The organism is Roseibium limicola (assembly GCF_017313085.1).
Lineage (GTDB): Bacteria > Pseudomonadota > Alphaproteobacteria > Rhizobiales > Stappiaceae > Roseibium > Roseibium limicola.
In genome coordinates, this window is the sequence record NZ_JAFLNF010000002.1 from 560882 (window position 1) to 584493 (window position 23612).

The 23612-nt window shown below is 57.2% G+C and carries 24 protein-coding genes, 1 tRNA gene and 1 riboswitch; of the genes, 5 read left to right on the forward strand and 20 right to left on the reverse strand.

Annotation, left to right across the window (positions count from 1 at the left end; genetic code table 11):
* Positions 1–137 precede the first annotated feature (137 nt).
* The 5 genes from J0X15_RS06025 to J0X15_RS06045 all read right to left on the reverse strand — a co-directional run bounded on the left by J0X15_RS06025 (position 138) and on the right by J0X15_RS06045 (position 3807).
* Positions 138–1349: a GGDEF domain-containing protein gene (locus J0X15_RS06025; protein ID WP_206938930.1), complete on the reverse strand. Its 1212-nt coding sequence runs from the start codon at positions 1347–1349 to the stop codon at positions 138–140.
* A 130-nt stretch (positions 1350–1479) separates the two neighbouring features.
* Positions 1480–1884: an ACT domain-containing protein gene (locus J0X15_RS06030; protein WP_206938932.1), complete on the reverse strand. Its 405-nt coding sequence runs from the start codon at positions 1882–1884 to the stop codon at positions 1480–1482.
* A 135-nt stretch (positions 1885–2019) separates the two neighbouring features.
* Entirely contained in the window at positions 2020–2649 is a 630-nt protein-coding gene (locus J0X15_RS06035; protein WP_209015109.1) for a GH25 family lysozyme, read from the reverse strand.
* A 120-nt stretch (positions 2650–2769) separates the two neighbouring features.
* Positions 2770–3195: a VOC family protein gene (locus J0X15_RS06040; RefSeq protein WP_206938935.1), complete on the reverse strand. Its 426-nt coding sequence runs from the start codon at positions 3193–3195 to the stop codon at positions 2770–2772.
* 183 nt (positions 3196–3378) lie between these two features.
* Complete coding sequence (locus J0X15_RS06045) at positions 3379–3807, reverse strand: organic hydroperoxide resistance protein (RefSeq protein ID WP_206938936.1); 429 nt, start codon at positions 3805–3807, stop codon at positions 3379–3381.
* 530 nt (positions 3808–4337) lie between these two features.
* On the opposite strand from J0X15_RS06045, the gene J0X15_RS20415 reads away from it, so the two are divergent.
* Positions 4338–4808 (forward strand): MarR family winged helix-turn-helix transcriptional regulator, encoded by a 471-nt coding sequence (locus J0X15_RS20415; RefSeq protein WP_408015332.1) that lies wholly within the window; start codon positions 4338–4340, stop codon positions 4806–4808.
* A 37-nt stretch (positions 4809–4845) separates the two neighbouring features.
* Here the strand turns inward: J0X15_RS20415 and mgtE are convergent, their stop codons facing one another.
* The 7 genes from mgtE to J0X15_RS06080 all read right to left on the reverse strand — a co-directional run bounded on the left by mgtE (position 4846) and on the right by J0X15_RS06080 (position 10586).
* Complete coding sequence (gene mgtE, locus J0X15_RS06055; protein WP_206938938.1) at positions 4846–6261, reverse strand: magnesium transporter; 1416 nt, start codon at positions 6259–6261, stop codon at positions 4846–4848.
* A 221-nt stretch (positions 6262–6482) separates the two neighbouring features.
* Positions 6483–6842 (reverse strand): hypothetical protein, encoded by a 360-nt coding sequence (locus J0X15_RS06060; protein WP_206938939.1) that lies wholly within the window; start codon positions 6840–6842, stop codon positions 6483–6485.
* Positions 6814–7158 carry a DMT family transporter gene (locus tag J0X15_RS06065; protein WP_206938940.1) on the reverse strand — a complete coding sequence of 115 codons (345 nt, stop codon included), beginning with the start codon at positions 7156–7158 and terminating at the stop codon, positions 6814–6816. The genes J0X15_RS06060 and J0X15_RS06065 overlap by 29 nt, the downstream gene beginning before the upstream one ends.
* A 706-nt stretch (positions 7159–7864) precedes the next feature.
* Positions 7865–9046 carry a PAS domain-containing protein gene (locus J0X15_RS06070; RefSeq protein ID WP_206938941.1) on the reverse strand — a complete coding sequence of 394 codons (1182 nt, stop codon included), beginning with the start codon at positions 9044–9046 and terminating at the stop codon, positions 7865–7867.
* Positions 9047–9759: 713 nt separating this feature from the next.
* Positions 9760–9951 carry a DUF6538 domain-containing protein gene (locus J0X15_RS20420; protein WP_408015324.1) on the reverse strand — a complete coding sequence of 64 codons (192 nt, stop codon included), beginning with the start codon at positions 9949–9951 and terminating at the stop codon, positions 9760–9762.
* Positions 9952–10060: 109 nt separating this feature from the next.
* Positions 10061–10147: transfer RNA gene (locus J0X15_RS06075), tRNA-Leu, on the reverse strand.
* A gap of 172 nt (positions 10148–10319) precedes the next feature.
* Entirely contained in the window at positions 10320–10586 is a 267-nt protein-coding gene (locus J0X15_RS06080; RefSeq protein ID WP_206938943.1) for a FliM/FliN family flagellar motor switch protein, read from the reverse strand.
* A gap of 142 nt (positions 10587–10728) precedes the next feature.
* On the opposite strand from J0X15_RS06080, the gene lipB reads away from it, so the two are divergent.
* Positions 10729–11430, forward strand: a complete 702-nt coding sequence (gene lipB, locus J0X15_RS06085) for a lipoyl(octanoyl) transferase LipB (protein ID WP_206938945.1) — start codon at positions 10729–10731, stop codon at positions 11428–11430.
* 36 nt (positions 11431–11466) lie between these two features.
* Here the strand turns inward: lipB and J0X15_RS06090 are convergent, their stop codons facing one another.
* From J0X15_RS06090 to J0X15_RS06120, 7 genes are all read right to left on the reverse strand, one after another.
* Positions 11467–12657: an MFS transporter gene (locus J0X15_RS06090; RefSeq protein ID WP_206938947.1), complete on the reverse strand. Its 1191-nt coding sequence runs from the start codon at positions 12655–12657 to the stop codon at positions 11467–11469.
* A gap of 123 nt (positions 12658–12780) precedes the next feature.
* Positions 12781–13392, reverse strand: coding sequence for a TetR/AcrR family transcriptional regulator (locus tag J0X15_RS06095; protein WP_206938949.1), 612 nt, complete (start codon positions 13390–13392; stop codon positions 12781–12783).
* A 106-nt stretch (positions 13393–13498) separates the two neighbouring features.
* Positions 13499–13795: an acylphosphatase gene (locus J0X15_RS06100; protein WP_209015110.1), complete on the reverse strand. Its 297-nt coding sequence runs from the start codon at positions 13793–13795 to the stop codon at positions 13499–13501.
* Positions 13796–13838: 43 nt separating this feature from the next.
* Positions 13839–14750 (reverse strand): DMT family transporter, encoded by a 912-nt coding sequence (locus J0X15_RS06105; protein ID WP_231710301.1) that lies wholly within the window; start codon positions 14748–14750, stop codon positions 13839–13841.
* An 84-nt stretch (positions 14751–14834) separates the two neighbouring features.
* Positions 14835–14998: riboswitch (FMN riboswitch) on the reverse strand.
* Positions 14999–15067: 69 nt separating this feature from the next.
* On the reverse strand, positions 15068–16360 hold the full coding sequence (locus J0X15_RS06110; protein WP_206938951.1) for a sensor domain-containing diguanylate cyclase: 1293 nt from the start codon (positions 16358–16360) through the stop codon (positions 15068–15070).
* Between the two features lie 120 nt (positions 16361–16480).
* Positions 16481–17140, reverse strand: coding sequence for an HAD family hydrolase (locus tag J0X15_RS06115; protein ID WP_206938952.1), 660 nt, complete (start codon positions 17138–17140; stop codon positions 16481–16483).
* Positions 17141–17217: 77 nt separating this feature from the next.
* The gene (locus J0X15_RS06120) at positions 17218–19230 is read right to left on the reverse strand and encodes an acetyl-CoA carboxylase biotin carboxylase subunit (RefSeq protein WP_206938953.1); all 2013 of its coding nucleotides are present in this window, start codon (positions 19228–19230) and stop codon (positions 17218–17220) included.
* Positions 19231–19524: 294 nt separating this feature from the next.
* Here J0X15_RS06120 and folB point away from each other — a divergent pair, with 294 nt between their 5' ends.
* Positions 19525–19896, forward strand: coding sequence for a dihydroneopterin aldolase (gene folB / locus J0X15_RS06125; protein ID WP_206938955.1), 372 nt, complete (start codon positions 19525–19527; stop codon positions 19894–19896).
* A 103-nt stretch (positions 19897–19999) separates the two neighbouring features.
* Positions 20000–20362: a hypothetical protein gene (locus J0X15_RS06130; RefSeq protein ID WP_209015111.1), complete on the forward strand. Its 363-nt coding sequence runs from the start codon at positions 20000–20002 to the stop codon at positions 20360–20362.
* A 37-nt stretch (positions 20363–20399) separates the two neighbouring features.
* On the opposite strand, the gene J0X15_RS06135 is transcribed toward J0X15_RS06130, so the two are convergent.
* Positions 20400–21932, reverse strand: coding sequence for an acyl-CoA carboxylase subunit beta (locus J0X15_RS06135; RefSeq protein ID WP_206938956.1), 1533 nt, complete (start codon positions 21930–21932; stop codon positions 20400–20402).
* A 252-nt stretch (positions 21933–22184) separates the two neighbouring features.
* Here J0X15_RS06135 and J0X15_RS06140 point away from each other — a divergent pair, with 252 nt between their 5' ends.
* Positions 22185–23609: a circularly permuted type 2 ATP-grasp protein gene (locus J0X15_RS06140; RefSeq protein ID WP_206938957.1), complete on the forward strand. Its 1425-nt coding sequence runs from the start codon at positions 22185–22187 to the stop codon at positions 23607–23609.
* Positions 23610–23612: the final 3 nt, after the last annotated feature.

Here is a 23612-nt window from a genome sequence, read left to right on the forward strand (position 1 = left end):
TTGTCGCAAATTCCAAGCGCGTTGATAGCCTGAAAACAGTTATCAGTTTGGCAATATGGGAAGAACATGTGGACGGAAAGGATCCGTTACGACCCCTTCCCTCCCTTCCAAGGGCACTTTTCAGCAATCGAAGACGGTCAGGCGAGCCTGAGAAGACCCATTGGCGCGGCGCTCACGGGTTCCTTCTCAGACCGCTCACCGTTGTAAAAGCCAATCTCGATCCGACCCCGGCCCTTTCGCTTTGCCTGGTACAGAGCTGAATCAGCCGCCCGGATGAACGGGTGCAGTTCCAGGTTCGGACAATTGGACAACACCAGCCCCCCACTGACACCTAGGCGGATTGTCTTGCCCTCAAACTCCAGCGGCTGTGTCGCCACCGTATCGCTCAATGACTGGACGATGCAGTCCGCCGTGGTGCGGTCGAGGTTTTGCATGATTACAGCGAACTCCTCTCCGCCGATCCTGCCAATCACCGCCGAAGGACCGAAATACTGAGTTGCAATGCGACCGAAGTGCATCAGAGCAGCATCGCCACCCTGATGGCCATATGTATCGTTGATCTGCTTGAAATAATCGAGATCGAGCACCATCACCCCGATGCTGTCCTCGCTCCGCTCGTTCAGAGTTTCTGTGCCGCGCTCAAAGAAACCACGACGCGTAAGCAGGCCCGTCAGGGGATCGCGTGAAACCTCTGCCTTCAGTTCTTGAATGTAGCCTTCCCAGTAAATGGCAGTGGCAATGATTGCCGCACCGAAACAGAAGAACAGCATCGCCACAAGCGTGATGTTCAGCAGCGCATCGCCTTCAAGAAGGAAACCAGCTGTCGGGTCGATCCAGGTGGTCCCGACCCTTGAAACATGGCTGATACCGCAAACAAAGAAACTACAGGAAATCACAGCCCTCAAAAGTTTCGAGGCCCCTTTGACCTGAAGGAACTCATAGCCGATGGCAAACAGAAAGAAGCCAGTCACCAGCGAGAAGACAACAACCCGGTTGGACTGACTGTCATAGAGACCGTCGAAGAACGAGAACACCAGCCAGATCACCATAGGCAGGGCCATGACAATTGGCTCATAATTCTTGCGGGCGCAGGCACGCGCCCCCCCCCAACTCAAACCAAGGGACGCCATCAACAGAAGGTGCGCGAGAAATTGCGACATGAAGGGCGCCAGATCAGCTCCCGACATCCACATGAACATGGCCGGTACCCGCAAGGTCATGCTGGATGACCACAGCAGCAGCGCCATATTGGAGCGCTCACCGAGCCAGATCAGGAAGAGCCCGACGGCAATGACGGCGAATACTCCAGCCAGCACTACCAGCAGTGTGTAATTGTCCAAGCCAGTCATGACCGTGTCCCACAAGCGTTAAAGTGTCAAATTGAATGTGAGCATTCGGGATAGGCAACAGACTTTGCGCAGGTCCTAAAAGCACCCCGCGCATTTGAACTAAATTGGACTTGAAAAATTCAGGATCTATTTAGGATGACGACGCGATGCCCGTCAGAATTTCCATGGCTAAATCTGCCAGGTTTGCAGGTACCAGAATGTGGTCGTGATAGTATCCGGCGATCATGTTTGCCGGCACGCCACCTGTCGCAAGTGCAGCAGAGACAGCGGCCGTAAGTCCAACAGATTCAAGGGAAGAATGGACTTGGAGCGTTATCCGGCGCTGAGGGGAGGCAGTGTCAAAGCCTGCTTTTGAAGCGACCTCAACCGGCAGGATCAGCGTGAGACCCTCAGCTTCTCGAATTGTGGCGAAAGCCACCAGATCATCGCTTAAATCAGCTCCTTCCGGCGGACAAGAAACGTATACGTACGATACCGGATCCAGTGCCGGTGAGAGGGTTTCCAGCATTTTGTTAAGGTCTATCTCGCCACTCACGTGATCCAAAACTCCGCATGATTGGGGGGCACTTCTCCAATTTTCGTCTGCAGGATCGCCCCGTTTATCGCCCGCCCGCAAGCGCAAAAGAGGGAATTGCACCGGTCAAGTCCCGCGTGCTCGATAGCGAAGAGCTCACTTGATCAAAAGATCACTCAGCTCACGCCTTGTTGCCAGCACGTTGAGGTCCACATCTCCCTCAATCCCGGAAATGCTTCCTCGTGCGTGATACTGCCAGAAGACCCAGTTGGGGGCATAGAACGGGGACTGCCAGAGCGACCTGACCCAGATCGGTCGATTGACCCCGGCGTCTTTCAGATAGCTGAGGTAAAAGTCCTCGGGCGCATACAGCACCAGCTTTGCCTGCAGTCTCAGTTCAACGTTCTGCACGAATGCAGCGATTTCGCGGCGCACGTCGGCGGCTTCCGGCGCCGGGCAATCCGAGCCCTCCGTCAGTTCCAGATCGAGGGCTGGTGGCAACATCGGCCCGTTATGCGGCAGATGTGCGAGAAAGTTCTCCGCCTGCTCCTCTCCCGACGAGCAGAATGAGAAATAATGATAGGCGCCCACCGCAAGACCCGAGGCATTCGCCCCCTGCCAATTGCGCAGGAAGGCAGGGTCGGAGAAGTCCTTCCCCTCTGTCGCCTTGATATAGACGAAAGCCACATCATCCGAGGCCACACGCGACCAGTTGATCGGTCCATTGTGATGAGAAACATCAATCCCGCGAAAGGCGAAGTCTGCCCGATCCGGTTCCCAGGTCATGAAGAATATCGCAGCTCCCACTATGATAAGCACCGCGCCAACAATGCAGTAAAACAGCACTCTCAAACCAGTAGATAAGAAACTCATTAGCGCTCCGGCCCGCAGTTCGTCTCGGCTGCCTCAGGTAAAGTTCGACCACAGCGGCGGAGAGGCAAGTTCCAGGACATTGCCGTCGGTGTCATTGAAATAAAGACTTTTCCCGCCCTGCGGCCAGGTCACCTCACTGATGATCTCGATCCCTTGACTGCCAAGATAGTTCCGCCACGGCTCATAGTCGGCGCCAACGATGTGAAAGGCAAAATGAGCCGGACCTTGCGCGTGATGCCCAGGCACCACCCCACCGGGCGTCGGTACATCCTCGGCAGTGGCACCACGCAGAAACACCAGAAGGGTCTGCGCCGGCCCGGCGTCGTAGGCGCTGAGTCTGTCACCTCCGATCATGCGCTCGAGCCCCAAAACACCGGCATAAAATCCATGGGCAGCTTCCATGTCGTCAACATAGACGGCGGTTTCCAGAATACCGGAAATGGCGGGGGCATGAGACAAGGCGAATGACCTTAAGCGTTGAGGAGCCACAGTTGCGAAATCGTAGACGCAAAAAAGGCAGCCCGCAAAGGCCGCCTTCTTTTTAACCGATCAACCGGCGCAGGCTGTTCTTTTCCCCTCCGCTCAAAAACATCTCGCGAGCGGGACAAGGTCGGACCACACCATCCGAACCTGGACCAAGGCTTAGACGACGACGGTCAGATCAACGTCGATGTTGTTGCGCGTGGCATTGGAATACGGGCAAACCTGATGCGCTTTTTCCACCAGGTCCTGCGCCTTGGCCTTGTCCATGCCCGGAAGCGAAACTTCAAGCGCAACGCTCAGGCCGAAACCACCTTCATCGCGCGGGCCGATACCGACTTCCGAGGTGATGCTTGCATCGGAGGGAAGCGAAGTCTTCTCCTGCCCGGCAACCACCTTCAGCGCGCCGAGGAAGCAGGCTGCATAACCGGAGGCAAACAGCTGCTCAGGATTATTGCCTTCCTTGCCGTCGCCACCAAGCTCCTTCGGTGTGGACAATTTGACCTTGAAGCTTCCGTCCAGCGTCTGTGCCGTGCCGTCACGGCCACCAGTCGCCTTGGCTTTTGTCGTGTACATCACTTTAACACCCATGGAATTTCTCCTTTGTTTCTTTGGTTTTAGTCCTTCGGGCAGCAGGTCTATGCCTCCAGGAATTTTAGATCGTGTACGATTTATTCTTCTGCGATATAATTTCTCGCGTCTTTTGTCAATCTCTTGCGAACGGGCCAGCAGAGAGGTAAACCGGCTACATGGTAGAAAAGGATCAAATGTCCCTGCTCGACGTCATGGGCACCATGGCTGAGAGCACGAAGGTCGCAGCGGAAACGCGCCCCAAGAGCAAGCAAGTCCGACGCGCTAAACTTGCACATCCCGCTCAGGCGGCTGATGTGCCTGAAGAAACGCCCCAGCAGGCGCCTGCAGAGAGAACGGACGAACACCAAGAGAGTTCCTCCACTGCGTCACCCACGGTAGACCCCACCCCCATTCTGCCAAAAGCAGAAGCAGCCGCCGCTGGACAGACGAAGAAGCCCAAACCAGGCAAGGCGCCTTCAGCTGCGAAAAAAGCTGAAGGCGGATCTCTAGAGACAGAAAAAGCGTCGAAGGCTTTCTCAGGACCCGACATGTCTGCGGCCGACGAGTTGATGGACGCCCTCTCCCTCGACCGCTTCCTCTGCTTCTCGCTGTATTCGGCAAACCATGCGATGAACCGGGTCTATCGGCCCTTGCTTCAGCAGCTGGGCCTCACCTATCCACAGTATTTGGCGATGGTGGTTCTATGGGAAAAGAACGATCAGCTTGTCGGCGACATCGGGTCGCGGCTGCATCTGGAATCCAACACCATTACCCCCCTGCTGAAGCGTCTTGAAAGCCTCGGACTGATCAGCCGGGAGCGCAGCCTCAAGGATGAGCGCCAGGTGCGGGTGAAACTGACCCGCAAGGGCCATGCTCTGAAGCAGAAGACAAAGGGCTTCGCCGGCTGCATTCTGGATGCCAGCGGTATTTCGCTTGAGGACCTTAGTGCGCTTCAGGAGAAGATTTCCGTGCTACGCAACAACATGCTGAAAGCCCAGGAAAAAAGCGACACCGCCTGAGGCGTGTCGCTTTAGGCCCGAACTCGACGCAATACTTTTAAAACGGCAGGCCGAACCACAGCGCAGCGATGCTGAGGAACGCAAAGAAGCCGACAACATCTGTCACGGTCGTCACAAAGACGCTCGACGCAATCGCCGGGTCAACCTTCAGCCTGTCCAGCGCAACAGGAATGAGAAGGCCTGACAATCCGGCAAACAGCATGTTGATGACGATCGCCCCACCAATGACCACACCTAACCCCAGATCCTGGAACCACAGCCACGCCGTCAATCCAATCAGGATGGCCAGAGCAACACCGTTCAACAGCCCTACCAGAACTTCCCTGCGCAGAACCCGGATCATGTTTCGGGTACCCAGTTCCTGAGTGGCAATCCCGCGCACGGCAACCGTCATTGTCTGGGTTCCGGCATTGCCGCCCATGGAAGCAACGATCGGCATCAACACCGCCAGCGCCACCATCGCCTCAATCGTCTGATCGAACAGGCCAATCACCGCAGAGGCCAGCACGGCCGTTCCCAGGTTGACCACAAGCCATGTCAGACGGGAGCGCGCCGTGGTCAGAACGCTATCGGAAATTTCTTCGTCCCCAACGCCCCCCAGAGCACGCATGTCCTCTTCGGCCTCTTCCTGGATGACATCAACAATGTCATCGACAGTCAGGATACCGACAAGACGGTCGGTTTCATCGACAACGGCAGAGGAAACCAGGTTGTAGCGCTCAAACCGGCGCGCAACCTCTTCCTGATCCTCGGTGGCCAGAACCGCATGACGGGTTTCGTCCATCACCGAGGTGACTTTCTGATCGCGTTTGGTGCGCAGGATCTTGTCCAGCGCCACAGCCCCCAGCAGCTTGAAGGCCGGATCCACGACGTAAATTTCATAAAAGCTGTCAGGCAGGTCCTGAGCTTCACGCATGTAGTCAATCGTCTGGCCGACCGTCCAGAATTGCGCTACGGCGATAAACTCACTTTGCATACGACGGCCGGCGCTGGACTCCGGATAGTCCAGGGCCTTTTGCAACTGGGCACGGTCTGCATATGGCAGACCACCAAGGATCTCGGCCTGATCCTCTTCATCCAGATCTTCCAGGATGTAGACAGCATCATCGCTGTCAAGTTCACCCAGCGCCTCCGCAATCTCCGAATTCGGCAGGGCTTCCAGAAGCTTGATGCGGACGGCTTCGTCCGTCTCGGTCAGCGCCGTGTAATCGAACTCATCACCGAGAAGCCGAACAAAATCCGCCCGGGCATCTTCGGCCAGCGTTTCAATAAGATCGCCGGTATCTGCTTCGTGCAGGTTGGCAGCGAGAAGGATAAGCTCGGCGGAATCCTCTGCCTCGATGGCAGCTTCAATGGCCGCAATGAAGTCGGAGTCCAAGCGTCCGTCTTCATCCCGCACAGGCAGGGCGATCGGCTCAATCGCATCTTCAGCGATCGGATCAAGATTTACCATTCAGCCCCCGCCCTCATTCATCGCAACGGACTTGCAAATCGCACCCGCTCGCACGCCCCAGCAGTATCCATACCCGAGACAATTTGCCATCATTTTGGCAGCCTGCATCCACAAGCTTCCCCAGGCCAACGGGTCTAGCCTACCCGAAGTTCCATAAAGACCCAGCTGTATTTTCACGTAACGTTCGGAAATAAAAGGCAGATGAGTTAAATGCGTCAAGCTCAACGCTGGCAGGATTTTACCCCGACCTGCTTTCGGACATCCCCCAGATAACGCCGCGCAGCAGCAGGCAACACGCGCTCATCCTCAGACACACACCGAACCCGAATGCCCAGAACCAGCCGCGCCGGGCGCTGCTGCGATGCGCAGATACCGCCCGCCCTCAGAACCTTGCGCTCAAGGGCGAAAAGTTGCTGACACGTCAGGCCTCCAAGGCTCGAAGACGGCTTGCGCATGGCCAGCTGCAAGGCAACTGGGTCGGCCACAACCGGGCCGCACATCAGCAGCATGACCAAGCCAAGAACAACACCCTTGGTCACTTGCCGCATGAGTTCAGTGCCCGGTGCTGCTTGAAAAGACATTCACCACAACAACACCTAGAATGATCAGTCCAAGCCCGATTAGAGCCGCCAGGTCCAGGCTTTGCCGAAACAGAAGCACACCAACCAGACTGATCAGTACGATCCCCAGACCGCTCCAGACCGCATAGGCAATCCCCACGGGAAGCACCTTCAGGCTGATCGACAGGAGGTAGAATGACACGCCGTAGCACAGTGTCATGGCCAGCACAGGGCCGGACTTTGTAAACTGCTGAGAGGCCTGCAGAAACGAAGTTCCTGCCACCTCAAGAGCGATCGCGATGGCCAAAGCACCGTAGCTGTAAAACAGCGGACTCATACGTGTCTCCCTGACAGCGATTTTCCAGCCCCCGCCCTAGCTGGTCGCACCCAGAAGAGCAAGTCACACTCGTCCGAAGGGTCTCACAACCTGTCACAACAAGTCACTCAACGGATCCATGAGGAACGCCCCAGCTCCGCATCAGGACATCATAAAGGGAATTGGATTGAGGCGAATTCACTATGGGATTTAAGTCGAGCCATCGCTCAGCGCTGCCGACCTATTCCACAAAGCTATTGGCTCCCAAAGAACGGCCCACGACAACCATTTCGGTGGTTCGCACAGGTCTGCTAAAATTGCCATTATCCGGATGCTGTGCTCAGGGGACGGACGCAGTAGTCCGTTGCAAAAACCGTCATCGAGTTCCAGCGACCGGAAGGCTACACCGGCTCAACGGGCCGTCCGACGCGGCATCGTCTTGCTCACGCTGCAAACCTCCCTCCGCTTGCCAGCATATGGCCAGACCCCACGTGTTCCACGCGCAATCGATCAAACAACCAAGAGCCGCACCGACCACCTGCCGTTCTTCCTCCGGCTGGAAGGGAATCTACAAATCAGTTCATCCTCTGTCGCGATTGACGAGACCGCTTGCGCACGAGATTAACGGATGGGTTTGGGGTGCAGCACAAAGCGGGGACGCATGGCACCTGTCAGCGAGTGCGTGCGGTTCTACGCTCGTCAAAGATGAACAAGTAAGCAGTGGGCCTCAATTCGTAAGGTTCAAATCAAGCAGACGCGTAAAGAAATTCTGAGCCTTTTCGTTCGCTGGTTTGTCCTTTGCCTTCCGAACAGGCAGAAACTCCAGAACGATTTGCTGATTTGTCCGCTCGCCAATAAAACAGCTGCGAATTCGATAGTGACGCTTGAGGCCGATGTGACTTTCGACCTGCCACACACGTCCTGCATCCCAGCCCACACTTTCGAGCACTTCTGTAAGATCACGCACATCGGCGGCGCTCATCAACTTGTCAGACAGTCGCTCCGTCCCAATCTGAGTGGCCGACAGGCCAAGCTCACCCCGACCTGCCTTGTTGGCATATATGATCCGTCTTGAACCAAGATCCGCGACCAGTATTGGCGTCGGAACGGCATCCAAGACATTGGTAGCGTCAATGCCTTCTGGCTGTCTGTTGGCCTCCCCAACAAAGATACAGCCGCCGTGCGGATGGCTCAGTTCCAGAGGATGAAGCCTGAATTGGAGCTCTTGTGCCTGACCAGCTGCTTGCGGCAGTTGCATGGAGCCTTGAATTTCCTTTTTGTTTTCCAATAGATCAGAAAAGGATACAACAAGCCTCTTTCCCAGGTGATTTGGAATTGTACGAACGTCACGCCCGATGATGTGCTTTGCATTCTTAATTGCAAAACTACGCAAGAAGGCCTGATTGGCAAATCGAATGACGCCCTTGCTGTCTGTCATCAAAACCGCTGTAGGGGACGAGACAAAAACGTGGGACAGGCCTTTCAAGAAGTTGGGCAACTCAAAAGCGCTAGGGCTATTAGCCCGACATTCTTTCATCAGCCCAACGACCAGGGGAGCCTTCTTGTCGGAGACCAGGGCAGCAACCAGCTCAAACGAAGCAGTGCCGGCTTCCGTCTTCATCGTGACCTGAATGGGCGATGAGAGGCCGTTCTGAACAGCGTCGGAGATCAGCTGCATAAACCGTTTTCTGTCCGGTTGGGCGTAGAATTGCAAGGCTTGTTGGATCGTGAACTTGGCCACTCGATAGCCACGAACGCTGGTCACGTCAGTTCGCTGCCAGCAGAGTTCCTGGGCAATGGGATCATATGCCCAATAAGAGACGCCGAGCGTTGACAGAATCGCACTGGTTTCCGGATTGGGAACCAGCTGCCGCATGGAACGGAGCAGAATGTTGATATCGGAACTCATATTATCGGGCTCTTAATCGACGTGAAATCTCTTCAGGCCAATTGAGCATTCCAGACTTGAAGGAAGAGTGAATTGGATCAACTAAACTTAAGAGTTACAATAAAATAATCAGATATTTTTTGGATTTTTTGAAGTAAAAACAAAAATAAGTATTTATACTTCCGAGTAAATGCATACACTCCAGATAAGCTCTTCCGCAACTGAAATTCTAGACTAACAAGTAATCTTGCGGGCTTCACAGGAATGGCCATTGTATCGCAAGATCCAGACTGCTCGGGCGCCAGCACCCGGCTGCGTTTGGCTTGGTCGCGGGCCTATGAGCTTTTTCTGAGGTTTGCCGCTCAATGCCCCCCCCCCCGACCCGCCGAAGCCCGGGGTGGGCATGACCGGCCCGACACCTGCTAGCTGCTGAGGTCCAGGTCACACTGACGGCAAGTATTGAGCGGCAGCCGGTATCCCGGAACGCAGCAAGGTGACAAGTTCGGCACGTCCTGAAGGTTCGAGGGTGTAGAAATGCCATCGCTTTGACGACCGTTTCTGCCGTGTCCATCGCTTCCAAACAGGCCGGCAACTCCTCAACCGGCCCATGACCCAGCAGACCGCTGGCGGACTTCCATACGAACCCCAGCGCCAGCGCCCGTTATTAGGAAGCCTTGCAGCGGGCAGTCGCCGGATCAACGCCCCCCTTCCCCGCCGCCCAGAAGAGACGCCCATTATAGCGTATCCGCTTCTTCCATGACATCCCGCCGCAGCCGGGCCACATCAAGCGATTTGGTTCTCAGGGATGTTTCTATGGATGTGCGTTTGTCCAATGACCGAACCCGCAACGCAACCCGTCGCCGGTAATACCAAGTACCGGAGGAATGGCACTTCAGGAAACGGTCCCGATCACGCAAACCCAACATCAACACGCACGTGGGGTAAATTGTGGGGTAAAAATCGCCATTTAGACAATAAAAAAACCGGCTCAAAGCCGGTTTCTTTATTAAGTCAAAGACTTACATCTCTCACTGATGGTGCGGTCGAGAAGACTCGAACTTCCACGGGTTTTACCCCACAGCGACCTCAACGCTGCGCGTCTACCAATTCCGCCACGACCGCCTGGATCAGTGAAGAGAAGCGCCGCTTGCTCGCGGCGTGGGGCTCCATTTAGCAAAGGGGGTACTACTGCGCAAGAGCGCAATTTCGAATAATTCACAGGGCCAACAAAAAGACACGAAGAAAACCGTAAAACCCTAGGAATACCGTCACTTCCCCGCCCGTGGATAACTTTTCAAAGAGGCCCTTCCGTGCGCATTGGCCGAACATCCGGACTGCGAAGCATCACTTCGGTAATCGAGATACCGATGCGCTCGCCCAGAAGCACGACCTGTCCGCGCGCCACAAGCGTTTTATTGGCATAAACCAGCACATCATCATCCTCGGAGACATCCAGGTCGATCACAGCCCCACGCCCCATACGCAGGAGCTGATGCACCGGCATTTCCGAGGCGCCGAGCACAACGGAAATATCGACATTGATTTCATCAAAGGTGGCCATCGGTTCCGCTCACTAGTATGACTGCCGCAAGGCCCTGCCTGATCGCTTCCCGCAAAGAAGGAATCGACCGGCGGACGGCTTCTTAACCATAAGCCTTACCATGGCCGACGAGCCAAAGAAATCGCCAGCGACCTTAAGCCCTATGAGCGTTCCACAAAGAGACGACCTGCTTCCAGACTTTCTGCCCCGGGAAAGCTCCCCCCCTGTCGAATGGGTCATTTCAGACGATCTGGTGCCATACGAAACGGCGATTGCCGAAATGGACCGCATCGTTGCCGGCATTGCTGCGGGCGAGCTGAACGAGCGCGTCTGGCTGCTGGAGCACCCGCCCCTTTACACCGCCGGCACCAGTGCACAGGACAGCGACCTGGTCGCGCCTGACCGGTTCCCCGTCCACAAGACCGGGCGTGGTGGCCAGCACACCTACCATGGCCCCGGCCAGCGGGTTGCCTATGTCATGCTGAACCTGAAGCGCCGGGAACCAGACGTGCGCGCCTTTGTAGCTGCGCTGGAAGCCTGGATCATCAACAGCCTGTGGTCCTATCACATTCGCGGTGAGCGCCGGGAAGACAGGGTTGGCGTGTGGGTGCGTCGTCCGGACCGGGGAGCAACCGTGGAAGACAAGGTCGCCGCCATCGGCATTCGCCTGCGCAAATGGGTGACGTTCCATGGTATCAGCTTCAACGTTGAGCCGGAACTGGAGCATTTTTCCGGCATCGTGCCCTGCGGCATCTCCGAGCATGGCGTCACCAGCCTGGTCGATCTGGGCATTCCAGTATCCATGGCCGAGAACGACAGTGTTCTGCGGGCCGAATTCGAAAAGATCTTCGGCCCGACAGTGTGATCAGCCGATAACCGGTTCACGCAGCGGCTTGAGGTATCATCGCCGACGATCGGTGAGGAAATACAGGATCGCCATGCAAGGCAAGGCCACACCCAGCGTGGCCGCCCCCTGCCACCCATGCGCCTCGTAAAGCCAAACACCAAGCGATGACCCGATGGCGCCACCAATAAAGAAGGTCGCCATGTAGATGCCGTTCATCCGGGCACGACGCGCCGGATCAAGTCCGAAAATCGCCCGCTGTCCGACGACCATGGTCGTGGTGACACCAAAATCCAGAACAATCGCCCCAATCGTCAACAGGCTCAACTGCAGCGCGCCGCCGCTCTCGCCAAGCCAGGACATGAGAAAACCGGATGCAACCGCCATCATTCCGAAGACGGTCGCCGGTCCGCCAAGATCCCGGTCTGCCAGTCGTCCAGCAATCGGCGAAGCAATCGCACCGGCAACACCAGCCAGCGCAAACAGACCGATCGCCCCCTGCCCCAGGCCGAACGCCGGACCGGCAAGAACCAGTGGCACAACTGTCCAGAAAACGGTGAATGCTGAAAACTGACACGCCTGATACAGAGCTCTGCGACGCACCACCGGTTCGCTTTTGAAGAGCATCAGCATCGAGCCGATAAGTTGGCCGTAGCTTTCGCGCGATTGGGGGCGCCGCAATGGCAGCCGTGCGTGCAGGACGAAAGCCAGAACCAACATGATTGCGGCGGAGAGAAAATAGACCACATGCCAGGACGACACGCGGGTGATGAAACTGGCGACCGGCCGCGCCATCATGATGCCGACCATCAAGCCAGACATGACATTGCCCACGACCTGTCCACGTTTTGCATCGCTCGCCAACCCCGCCGCGAACGGTACGATGAGCTGAACCGAGGTCGAGGCAATGCCGACCGCAAAGGCGGCCCCGAGAAAAAGATGAGGCGTTTGCGAAAGCCCCGCAACAACCAGCGCGACGATGACCATCGCAACAAGGGTTACAATGAGACGCCGGTTTTCCAGCAGATCGCCGAGCGGCACGATGAACAACAGACCGAGCACGTAGCCGATCTGGGTCAGCGTCACGATTAGCCCCGCAGCTTTATCCGGAAGGCCGATGTCAGCAGCAATCGGGCCTGCAAGCGGTTGGCCAAAGTAAAGATTTGCGGCAACCAGACCGCAAGACGCGGCCATAAGAAAGGTCAGCCCCGGCGTCATCGCCGGAGTGGAAGTAGTATCAGACGACATTTCAAAAGCTCCGGGGTGAAGAACACCCGAAAGAGGAAGAACGGCAGACCGGGAGGCAGTCGGCCAGTCCAGATTGCAGGAGGTGCAAGGAGGCAGGAATTAAGAGGGAAGGGCCTGGCCGGATCAGGTCACCAGCCGGAGAGCCTGTTGAACCACCGACGACACGGCCTTGCGGTCGATGCCGGTCTTGCCCACAAGACGAAGTCCCAGCAGCATGCACCACAAAAGACTAGCCGTCGCAGGCGGGTCGAGGTCGGCACGCATGGATCCGTCTCTGGACCCTTCAACGATGGTCGCCTCAAGAGCCGCTTCGACCTCAGCCAACGCTGACAACACAAGGCCGCGCGATACCTCGTCGAGACCCGACAGCTCAGCCGTGCTCAGAACAACAAGACACCCCCGTTTACCGGCATCGCCACTGCATTTCTCGCCATAAGCCTCCAGAAGCAGGGTCAGCTTGTCGACGCCCCTGCCCTGATGAGCCGCCACATCAGCCAGAAGTGCCTTGCGGTGCTGTCCGTAGTGCTCCAGCGCCTGGCGGAAGATGTCATTCTTGTCGGTAAAGCACTTGTAGAGGCTTCCTGCCGTCAATCCGGTGGCTGGCTTGAGATCGGAAATTGCCGTTCCGTTCAACCCGCGTTCGGAAAACACAGGGATTGCCCGATCAAGCACTTGATCCAGATCGAAGCTGCGGGGGCGTCCCGCAGTTTTGCGGCTCGGCGGCTCAAGCGACATAAGATCATCCGATGCTGAGACATTCATTTTCGAACGCCGATATTAGGAAATGATCATTCCCTAATATGATCATCGTAGCCGTTTGGCAAGAGATACAGGCGCAAGATCAGACCGTCGGCTTGCGCTCAAAGGTTTCATGCTCTTCTGGCTCAAGAACGGGCGAGGTCTGAATGTCGTCGACATTTGCCCAGCGCGGACCGCTTCTGGCTTGCTCCAACATCTCTTCCACGGCATCTTGCGATCCGCAGAACAACGCCTCCACCAGGCCATCCTTTCGGTTGCGGACCCACCCGGTCAGACCGTGTTTCCGCGCTTCGTCAGCGCACCAGTCACGATAACCGACGCCCTGAACCCGTCCGGAAATGCGCGCCAGAACGCTGAGACGTCCCATTTCGTCACTCATGGACAAGTTCCTTTCATCTGCATCAACGCAGAACACCCAGGCTTCAGGATTCTGTAAGAAGCAGCCCTTTCGCCTGACGCTTGCGCTCATCGTGCATGACATAAAGCGACGCTGCAACGATCAGCAAGGCTCCGGGCCAGAAAGCCCCGGTGGGAGCAAAACCAAAGGCCAGAAAGCCAAAAGCCACATTCAGCGGCAGCTTCAGATGATCAAACGGCTGAACGTACGCCGCATCCGCCTTGGAATAGGCCAGTGTCAGGAAATAATTGGCACAGACAGTGAAAAGCCCCGCCGCCGCGATGGCAACATATCCTGTCGGAGAAGAGGGAAACGCCAGCCCCTCCGTCATGGCAAAGGCCAGGTTGACCGGTGTCAGCAGCAACAAAAGATAAGCAGTGACCGTCTCAGGCTTCTCACGGATCGACAGCTTCTTGGTGATCAGCGACGCAGCGCCCCAGAAAGCTGCTGCGCCCAGCGGCAGGAGAACGGCAGGCTGCCAACCTTGCGCCCAGGGCTCCAGAATGACGGCAACTCCGCCAAAACCGACGAGCGTCGCCCCCAGCCGTGCAACACCGACCTCTTCCTTCAAGAACACCCGCGCACCCAGGATGACAAAGAATGGTGAGCTCATCACCAGGGCAATGGCTTGCCAGATTTCAACCTGGGCCAAACCCGCTCCCCACAACTGGACCCCCACCACGGCAAAGACGATGCGAAGCAAATGCAGCCCCATCTGGGAGGTCGCCATACTGCTGAGCCCATGACGAAGAAGCCAGGGCACTCCGCACAGCAATGCAGCACCATATTGCCAGAACACGACGGAGGACGACGGCATGCCGAGTTTCATCGTCGCCGTCTGCAAGGCCACGTTGACGGCCGCAAAGGACGCTCCGGCCAAAACCATGAGAACGGCAGCCAGAACCGGGAAGGTGGAAGAAGGTGTATGCGTCGCCAAGATCAGTGTTCCATTTGCAACTGATCGGGGCACAGGCACAGCCTCAAGCGGATACACCGATGTAACGGGTGTCCTGCAAGGCTGCAGACTTCTCTCATATCCGGACTATCACCGTCGGCTCTGGCATCTCACCAGATCTGCTGACCCGTCGACAGGCCTCCACCAGAAGGCCCTTCAAACGGCGCTCGCGGGCTCCGGGTTGCCCCGATACCGCCGGTGGGGAATTGCACCCCGCCCCGAGAAGTTTTCAGTATTACTGAATTTCATGTAACTGCTTCTGCCGCCCCAGGCAAGTCCCAAGCAAATTTCTGGCAAACCTAGTCGCCACAAACCCTGTTGCGACCGCTGTCTTTGGCGATATAGAGCGCCTTGTCGGCCCTGCGAATGGTCTCGCTGACAGGCTCGTCCGCACGGTGCTCCGCAAGGCCGATGCTGACGGTCATTGGCACGAGCTTGCCCTCGTAAATGAACTCATGTTCATCAACAAGCCGGCGAATATACTCCCCGCATTTCAGGGATTGCTCGAGATCTTGACCATGGATGAGGCAATAGAATTCCTCGCCCCCGGCCCGAGCCACGATATCGCCTGTCTTGGCCCCTGCCCGCAAAAAATCAGAGAGCTGACACAAGACCTCATCGCCACAGGCATGACCGTGGGAATCATTGACCTGCTTGAAGTGGTCCACATCCAGAACAAGAGTACAGAAAGGAATGCCGCTGGTAACGTGTTGCCTTTCCGCATGATGTGCCAGTTCGAAAAACTTGCGGCGGTTAAAGGCGCCAGTCAAAGGATCACACTCGGCTGCCGTCTTCAGCTTCTTTTCCAGCTCCGATCGATCTGTGACATCCAGCATGGCGCCAGCCAGCCCAACCACACGGCGGGACTGGGTATCAACCGTCGCCGCCTTGTGGAAGGTCACCTTGCGGCGCCCGGTGGTGGCGCAATTCACCTCAGCATCATAGATCTGCGTGCCCCCCTCCTGCATCAGCGCCTCATCCGCGTCATGATAGACACGCGCCAGCTCCGGCGGGGAAATCTCGAACACCGATTTCCCGATGATCGCCTGTGCGGACAAACCAAGAAACGCCTCAAACGCCTTGTTACACCAGGTGTAGATGCCTTCCCGGTTCTTGAAGAAGATCGGGGTCGGAAGATTGTCCAGCGCCAACTGGCCGGCAGCGCGCGTCAATTCCGCCTCACGCACTCGCATCTCCAACCGGTCCAATTTGGCGGCGAACCGCTCCCCCTTCAAAAGCGCCGTGGAAATGGCTCCTTCATCGGGATGCAGCAGAGCATCATCAGCGCCCGCATCAAGAGCCTCAACGACGCGACCGGCATCGCCATCTCCAAAGATCAGCGCAATCAGGTGACAATCGTCGCCAAGCAGAAGCCGTGCATCGCGGACCCGGTTGCCGATCTCATGGGCATGCGCCTCCACCAAGCAAAGTCGCCAAGGCATGAAGTCGGAGAGCAATGACGGATCAACCCGGCGAAACTGATAGCTGGAAATACCCTCAAAGCTGGGCCGGGAGACATGGCTGAAGAAGCCAACGACACGATCGAAAATGCCAGACTGAACACCGGCGTCTACTGCAACAGCTCTGACCAAAGCAGGTCTCCCAAAATCAGGATAAATCAATAAATCAACGTATGCGGCAAATACTGCGTTGCCGTTGACTACCCGGAAAAGTGCTAAGGGATCTGAAAGATTTCATAGTAGGAAGGCGGTTTAGTCGCCCCAGGTGCGCAAATAGCTGCCGAGATCCGCCGGCCTGTCGAAAATACCGGCTGGGTTCTCCGCTGCCAGCTCCGCACGCGAGCCATATCCCCACATGACGCCCAGCGCTTCCACGTGGTTCGCATTCGCGCCAATCAGATCATGCTTCCGGTCGCCAATCATCACGCAGCTTTCCGCAGACAGCCCCTCCTGCTCCAATACGTAGGCGATGAGTTCGGTCTTGGCCGAGCGGGTTCCGTCGAGCTCGGATCCATGGACATGATTGAAAAACGGCAGTAGCCCAAAATGCTCGACGATGGTGCCGGCATAGGCATGCGGCTTTGATGTCGCCACATACAGCTTCACTCCGGCGCCATGCAGATCGCGCACGACCGTGTCGATCCCTTCAATCAGCACGTTTTCAAACAGCCCGGTCTTGCGATAGCGCTCCCGGTAAAAGGCAACCGCCTGATCCTGCACAAACCGGTCCGTCGTCCCCAACAGCTTCTCAAAGCTCTCCCACAGCGGCGGCCCGATGCACCAGCGCAGCTCTTCAGCCGCAGGAACGTGTACCTGCATCTTCTCAAGTGCGTATTGGATCGACCGGGTAATGCCCTCGAAAGGATCGGTCAGGGTACCGTCCAGATCGAACAGCGCAGCAGACAGGCTCATGAAAATACCAACTTGGGCAGGGCCGCAATGAGACGGATATGAACGGGCTCAACAAGTGCCGAAGAACGGGAATCCGCTCAATCGAACTCCATGATGATCGCATCCACGGCAAGACTGTCACCCGGTGTAGCCTTGATGGCTGTCACCGTGCAATCCCGCTCCGCCCGTAAGACGTTCTCCATCTTCATGGCCTCAACGACAGCGAGCTGCTCGCCGGCCTTGACCTCTTGGCCTTCTTCAACCGCGATTGACACCACCAGTCCCGGCATCGGGCACAGCAGCATTTTCGAGGTGTCCGGCGGCAGCTTCTCCGGCATCAGGGCATCCAGTTCGGCAATGCGTGGCGTCATGACACGGGCCCGAACCGAGTAGCCCTGCCAGTCGAGACGAAGCCCACCCTCTGCCGGGCGAACCTGCACCACAACGCTACGCTTGCCGACAGTCCCTTGCCACAACGCGTCCCCCGGACGCCAGTCGGAGCGCAGCGTGATCGGTGTCTTGTCGTCGACTGCAATGTCGATCTCGATCGGGGATCCCGGATAGCCCTCCAGCAGCGCGACAGGCACATAGGACTTGTCCAGTTTGACCACCCACTTTTCACGCACCGCCCCAGAATGCGCCCGCAGCCGCCCCGGCAAGTGATCGAGACGTTCGCGTTGAATAGCGCCGATCGACAGAGCAACAGCAGCCAGAACGGCGCGCGCTTCATCGTCGGGAACCGGCGGCTGAAAGCCATCAGGATATTCATCGGCAATAAAGTTTGTGGTCAGCGTGCCGGCCTGCCACCGCGGATGGCCCATCAGGGCCGTCAGGAACGGCACATTGTGCTGGATGCCATCGACATAAAACGCGTCCAGCGCCTGGCTCATCGCCGCAATGGCACTGGCCCTGTCAGGGCCATGGGTCACCAGCTTTGCCACCATCGGGTCGTAGAACATCGAGATCTCGTCTCCCTCCACGACACCGGTGTCATTGCGAACCGTGATCCCGTCGACCGAGCTTTCCTGCGGCGGACGATAGCGCACCAGACGACCGATCGAAGGGAGGAAGTTGCGGTATGGATCCTCGGCATAGATACGGCTTTCCACTGCCCAGCCCGTCAGCGTCACATCGGCCTGGGCCATCGCCAGCTTTTCGCCGTAAGCCACCCGGATCATCTGCTCGACCAGATCAACGCCCGTGATCAGCTCCGTCACAGGGTGTTCCACCTGCAAACGGGTGTTCATTTCGAGAAAATAGAATTGCTTGTCCTGACCAACGACAAACTCGACCGTTCCGGCACTATCGTAATCCACGGCCTTGGCCAGAGCCACCGCCTGCTCGCCCATTGCCTTGCGGGTCGCCTCATCCAGCAAGGGAGACGGCGCCTCCTCGATGACTTTCTGGTTGCGCCGCTGGATGGAGCACTCCCGCTCGCCCAGATAAATCGCGTTTCCGTGCTTGTCGCCCAGCACCTGGATCTCAATGTGACGTGGGCTCTCGATGAATTTCTCGATAAAAACCCGGTCATCCCCGAACGATGAGGCTGCCTCGGATTTGGACCGGTCAAAGCCATCCCGCGTTTCATCGGCATTCCAGGCAATGCGCATGCCCTTGCCCCCGCCGCCGGCAGAGGCCTTGATCATCACCGGATAGCCAATTTCCTCGGCGATCTGCACAGCATGATCCGTCGTTTCGATAACCCCGATATAGCCCGGAACCGTGCTGACATTGGCCCGGTTGGCGAATTTCTTCGATTCGATCTTGTCGCCCATCGCTTCGATGGCGTGCGGGTTCGGGCCGATAAAAACGATCCCCGCCTTGTCCAGTGCTTCGGCAAAACTGGCCCGCTCCGACAAAAAGCCATAGCCGGGATGGACAGCCTCGGCCCCAGTGGCCTTGCAGGCTTCAATGATCTTGTCTGCCACCAAATAGGATTGCGCCGCAGCCGCCGGCCCGATGGCGACGGCCTCGTCGGCAAGCTCGACATGGAGCGCCTGACGATCAGCCTCGGAATAGACGGCCACCGTCTTGATTCCCATCTGACGGGCCGTCTTGATGACCCGGCAGGCGATTTCGCCACGGTTTGCAATCAATATCTTGGAAAACATCGGCGCTCCGCCCTGAGTTACTTTTGCTTGATCTGATTTTGTAGGCGTGTGCACACGCCGGTGCAATAAGGCCAAAGAACGATGCGCTAAGCTTTTCGACAAACTTGGCATTTTCAAATGCCCATCTTGCGCTCGAAAGCACTCCGGCATGGCCTCCCGCCCCGCCAGGCTTCGGCGCGAAAAGGTCGGAACTGGCAAGATCGGTCTGGATTTTACCAGCAAGCCTCTCTAAACCCCCAGCCAGGTTCTCCCGCCATTGTTCGTGGCACCCTCAGCCTGCGAGTTTTCACACCCATGGACGCAATCCATCTCAACGACCTGGCGTTTTTCGCATACCACGGCGTCTTCGATGAAGAAGCACGGCTGGGCCAGCGTTTTCTCGTCGACCTGACCTGCTGGCTCGATTTGTCCCTGCCCGGCCAGACGGACGCCTATGAAGACACGGTCTGCTACGCCAGTCTGGTCAAGGCGGCGGAAGCGGCCGTGACCGGAAACCGCGTCCAATTGCTCGAAAAGCTTGCACAGATCATCGCCGACGCGATCTTCGATGCTGATGAACGCATTGCACGCGTCAGCATCAAAGTGCGTAAGCCCGGCGCGCCGCTGCCCATTGCCGTTGGCACTGTCAGCGTTGAAATCACCCGAGACCGACCCGCCATTTCCTGATGCGACGCAACCTGCCGTACGTCCTGCCGTTAGCCTTGTAACATCCTCAAACGGTCCCAAATGTTCCTTTGAGGATTGCAGATGCAGCCAGGAGATGAAGACGATGACAGCAACAGACTTCACCCGATCGTTTGAGCGCCGCCCGTCCCCCAACACCTTGAGTCGCAAAGCCATGGGTCTGGCGCTGGCCAGCTGCGCCCTGCTTGTCGGTACCGGCAGCGCCTACGCCCGCCCGGACCTGCGGCAATTGACCTGCGCTCAAGCGCAAAACATGGTGCGGGACAATGGTCAGGTCGTCTTCACCACCAGCAACACGACCTACTCGATGTTTGTATCCAACCGCCGTTATTGTGACGCCAGGCAGTCGGTCCGCACGCAGTTCGGCCCGACTGCAGACAATCCGCGTTGTCCGGTCGCTTATGAGTGCTTTGAACCGCTGTTCCGGCGCGGCGATATTTTCGACTGACAAGCTGACCGCCAGTCAGACGAAGGCATACCCCACTTTAAAGGGGGATATTATCGTGCTTTTTCCATGGGTTTATCTGCGTTTTTGAACGCAACATGTTAAGCGCACGTGATACCCGGCGGCGGGTGGAATGTGGACGAATGACTTCGTCGATATAGCCACGCTCCGCCGCAACGAAGGGATTGGCGAAGCGGTCCTCATAATCCTTGGTGCGCTGGGCGATCTTGTCCTTGTCCGCCAGTTCCGAGCGATACAGAATTTCAACAGCCCCCTTGGCTCCCATCACCGCAATTTCAGCTGACGGCCAAGCGTAATTGATATCACCGCGAATGTGCTTGGAACTCATCACGTCATAAGCCCCGCCATAGGCCTTGCGGGTGATGACGGTGACCTTCGGAACGGTTGCTTCGGCATAGGCGAACAGCAACTTCGCCCCATGCTTGATCAGCCCGCCGTATTCCTGCGCTGTTCCCGGTAGAAAGCCCGGAACGTCGACGAAGGTCACAAGCGGAATTCCAAAACAATCGCAGAAGCGGACGAAGCGCGCTGCCTTCCGGCTGGCGTCACTGTCCAGAACCCCGGCCAGCACCATGGGCTGATTGGCGACAACCCCCACCGTGCGACCTTCGATACGGCCCAGTCCGATCACGATGTTGCCGGCAAAATTCGGCTGGATCTCGAAGAAGTCGGCCTCATCCACCGTCTTCAGGATCAGTTCCTTGATGTCGTAAGGCTTGTTCGGATTGTCGGGAATGAGGCTGTCGAGGCTGTTATCGATGCGCGTCGGATCATCATAGTTGGCGATTTCCGGCAGGTCTGCCTGATTGTTCATCGGCAGGAAATCGATCAGCCGGCGCACCTCCTGCAAAGCCAGCACGTCGTTGTCGAAGGCCTTGTCCGCGATCGAGGACTTGGTGGTGTGGATTGAGGCCCCGCCCAGCTCCTCCGCCGTCACCGTTTCGTTGGTTACGGTCTTCACCACATCCGGACCGGTGACGAACATGTAGGAGGTGTCGCGCACCATGAAGATGAAGTCGGTCATGGCCGGCGAATACACATCCCCGCCGGCACAGGGGCCCATGATGACGGAAATCTGCGGGATGACCCCCGAGGCCAGAACATTCCGCTGGAACACCTCACCATATCCGCCCAGCGCCGCGACGCCTTCCTGGATACGCGCACCGCCCGCATCGAACAGCCCGATGATCGGCGCCCGGTTTTGCAGAGCCATGTCCTGGATCTTGATGATCTTTTGCGCATGGGTTTCGGACAGCGATCCGCCGAAGACGGTGAAGTCCTTGGAAAACACATAAACCGTTCGGCCGTTGACCGTGCCCCAGCCCGTCACCACGCCGTCGCCCGGAATGTGGTTTTCATCCATCCCGAAGTCGGTGCAGCGATGTGACTTGAACATGTCGAATTCTTCGAAGGACCCCTCATCCAGAAGCAGCTCGATCCGCTCACGCGCTGTCAGCTTGCCCTTGGCATGCTGTGAATCGATGCGCCGCTGACCACCGCCCAGGTAAGCGATCTCGCGACGAGCTTCCAATTCGGCAAGGACTTCCTTCATTGCGTTTCCCTTTAGACTTCATCTCTTGGAGAATTTCCTAGCATGGCCGCCCGAACTCGCAAAGTGGACAAAAGAGGGGGCGTTACTTCCATGCTAAAATGAGCTTCATCATTGAAACGAAAGAATAAAAAAATGGAACCCTTACGGAACGTGCTCATTTATTTAGCATAGTAGCCTCCAGATTACGCTTGGAGGGACTGATTAAATTTGCCATGCTTGCCTAACAAGATGGCAACGATCAAAGGGGAGGCAATGTCCGAAGAACGGTCATTTTTCAACGAGATGCTGGACGAAGAGGGCAACCCTCGTGCGCCCTATGCCATGATGGCGGACTGGCTTGACTCCAAGCCGCCGAACTATCTGAAGCGTAAATCACGTGAAGCTGAAACGATTTTTCGGCGGCTCGGCATCACATTCGCGGTGTATGGCGCTCAGAAGGCAACCGAGCGCTTGATCCCGTTTGATCCAATCCCCCGGGTGATCTCCGCCGCCGAATGGCGCCGTCTTTCCGCCGGCATCGATCAGCGTGTCCGCGCGCTCAACGCCTTCCTCCACGACATCTACCATCGCCAGGAAATCATTCGGGCGGGACGCATCCCTGCCGAATTGATCCTCCAGAACGAGGCCTTCCTGCCCGAAATGGTCGGCTTCACTCCGGCCCGCAAAGTCTATGCACACATAATCGGCACTGATCTTGTGCGCGTCTCGGAAGATGAGTTTTACGTTCTCGAAGACAACACCCGCACCCCCTCTGGCGTCTCCTACATGCTGGAAAATCGGGAAACCATGATGCGGCTGTTCCCGGACCTCTTCCAGAGGCACCGTGTCGCCGACGTCGAGCAATATCCTGAGCACTTGCGCGCCACGTTGGAAAGCGTCGGTCCCGATCAGTCCAAGTCGGATCAGACAATTGTTGTGCTGACACCCGGGATCTACAACTCTGCCTATTTTGAACACGCCTTCCTTGCCGACAGCATGGGCGTGGAGCTGGTGGAAGGACGCGATCTCTTCGTCGACAATGGCCGTGTTTACATGCGTACAACGCGTGCTCCGCGTCCGGTGGACGTCATTTATCGTCGTATCGATGACGCATTCCTCGATCCCCTCACCTTCAATCCCGACAGCTTCCTCGGCGTACCGGGTCTGTTCGATGCATATCGCGCCGGCAACGTCACGATCTGCAACGCGCCGGGCACCGGGATTGCCGATGACAAGGCAATCTACGCCTACGTCCCTGAGATCATCGAGTTCTACACAGGCCAAAAGCCGATCCTCAACAATGTCCCGACATGGCATTGCTCGCGCTCGGATGATCTGGCCTATGTTCTCGACAACCTCCAGGACATCGTCGTCAAGGAAGTTCATGGTTCCGGCGGCTACGGCATGTTGATCGGCCCCACAGCCTCGAAGCGCGAGATCTCGGAGTTCCGAAAGATCCTGATATCCAACCCCTCCAACTACATCGCCCAGCCGACCTTGGCTCTCTCCGCCTGCCCAACCCATGTATCGTCCGGAGTTGCGCCCCGTCATGTTGACTTGCGTCCCTATGTTCTCATCGGGGATCAGGTTCGTATCACCCCCGGCGGATTGACACGCGTGGCCCTCAAGAAGGGCTCACTGGTGGTCAATTCCAGTCAGGGCGGCGGGACAAAAGACACTTGGGTGCTGGAGGATTAAGCC

Excerpts from the sequence above, each read along its gene's own strand:
- J0X15_RS06135 (WP_206938956.1), bottom strand. The coding sequence starts at position 21,932 with ATGAAGGAAGTCCTTGCCGAATTGGAAGCTCGTCGCGAGATCGCTTAC.
- J0X15_RS06025 (WP_206938930.1), bottom strand. The coding sequence starts at position 1,349 with ATGACTGGCTTGGACAATTACACACTGCTGGTAGTGCTGGCTGGAGTA.
- J0X15_RS20420 (WP_408015324.1), bottom strand. The coding sequence starts at position 9,951 with ATGTTGGGTTTGCGTGATCGGGACCGTTTCCTGAAGTGCCATTCCTCC.
- folB (WP_206938955.1), top strand. The coding sequence starts at position 19,525 with ATGGACGCAATCCATCTCAACGACCTGGCGTTTTTCGCATACCACGGC.
- mgtE (WP_206938938.1), bottom strand. The coding sequence starts at position 6,261 with ATGGTAAATCTTGATCCGATCGCTGAAGATGCGATTGAGCCGATCGCC.
- J0X15_RS06095 (WP_206938949.1), bottom strand. The coding sequence starts at position 13,392 with ATGTCGCTTGAGCCGCCGAGCCGCAAAACTGCGGGACGCCCCCGCAGC.
- J0X15_RS06130 (WP_209015111.1), top strand. The coding sequence starts at position 20,000 with ATGACAGCAACAGACTTCACCCGATCGTTTGAGCGCCGCCCGTCCCCC.
- J0X15_RS06115 (WP_206938952.1), bottom strand. The coding sequence starts at position 17,140 with ATGAGCCTGTCTGCTGCGCTGTTCGATCTGGACGGTACCCTGACCGAT.
- J0X15_RS06070 (WP_206938941.1), bottom strand. The coding sequence starts at position 9,046 with ATGAGTTCCGATATCAACATTCTGCTCCGTTCCATGCGGCAGCTGGTT.
- J0X15_RS06035 (WP_209015109.1), bottom strand. The coding sequence starts at position 2,649 with ATGACCTGGGAACCGGATCGGGCAGACTTCGCCTTTCGCGGGATTGAT.
- J0X15_RS20415 (WP_408015332.1), top strand. The coding sequence starts at position 4,338 with ATGTCTGCGGCCGACGAGTTGATGGACGCCCTCTCCCTCGACCGCTTC.
- J0X15_RS06045 (WP_206938936.1), bottom strand. The coding sequence starts at position 3,807 with ATGGGTGTTAAAGTGATGTACACGACAAAAGCCAAGGCGACTGGTGGC.
- J0X15_RS06060 (WP_206938939.1), bottom strand. The coding sequence starts at position 6,842 with ATGTCTTTTCAAGCAGCACCGGGCACTGAACTCATGCGGCAAGTGACC.
- J0X15_RS06080 (WP_206938943.1), bottom strand. The coding sequence starts at position 10,586 with ATGGCCACCTTTGATGAAATCAATGTCGATATTTCCGTTGTGCTCGGC.
- J0X15_RS06120 (WP_206938953.1), bottom strand. The coding sequence starts at position 19,230 with ATGTTTTCCAAGATATTGATTGCAAACCGTGGCGAAATCGCCTGCCGG.
- J0X15_RS06100 (WP_209015110.1), bottom strand. The coding sequence starts at position 13,795 with ATGAGTGACGAAATGGGACGTCTCAGCGTTCTGGCGCGCATTTCCGGA.
- J0X15_RS06065 (WP_206938940.1), bottom strand. The coding sequence starts at position 7,158 with ATGAGTCCGCTGTTTTACAGCTACGGTGCTTTGGCCATCGCGATCGCT.
- J0X15_RS06090 (WP_206938947.1), bottom strand. The coding sequence starts at position 12,657 with ATGTCGTCTGATACTACTTCCACTCCGGCGATGACGCCGGGGCTGACC.
- lipB (WP_206938945.1), top strand. The coding sequence starts at position 10,729 with ATGAGCGTTCCACAAAGAGACGACCTGCTTCCAGACTTTCTGCCCCGG.
- J0X15_RS06140 (WP_206938957.1), top strand. The coding sequence starts at position 22,185 with ATGTCCGAAGAACGGTCATTTTTCAACGAGATGCTGGACGAAGAGGGC.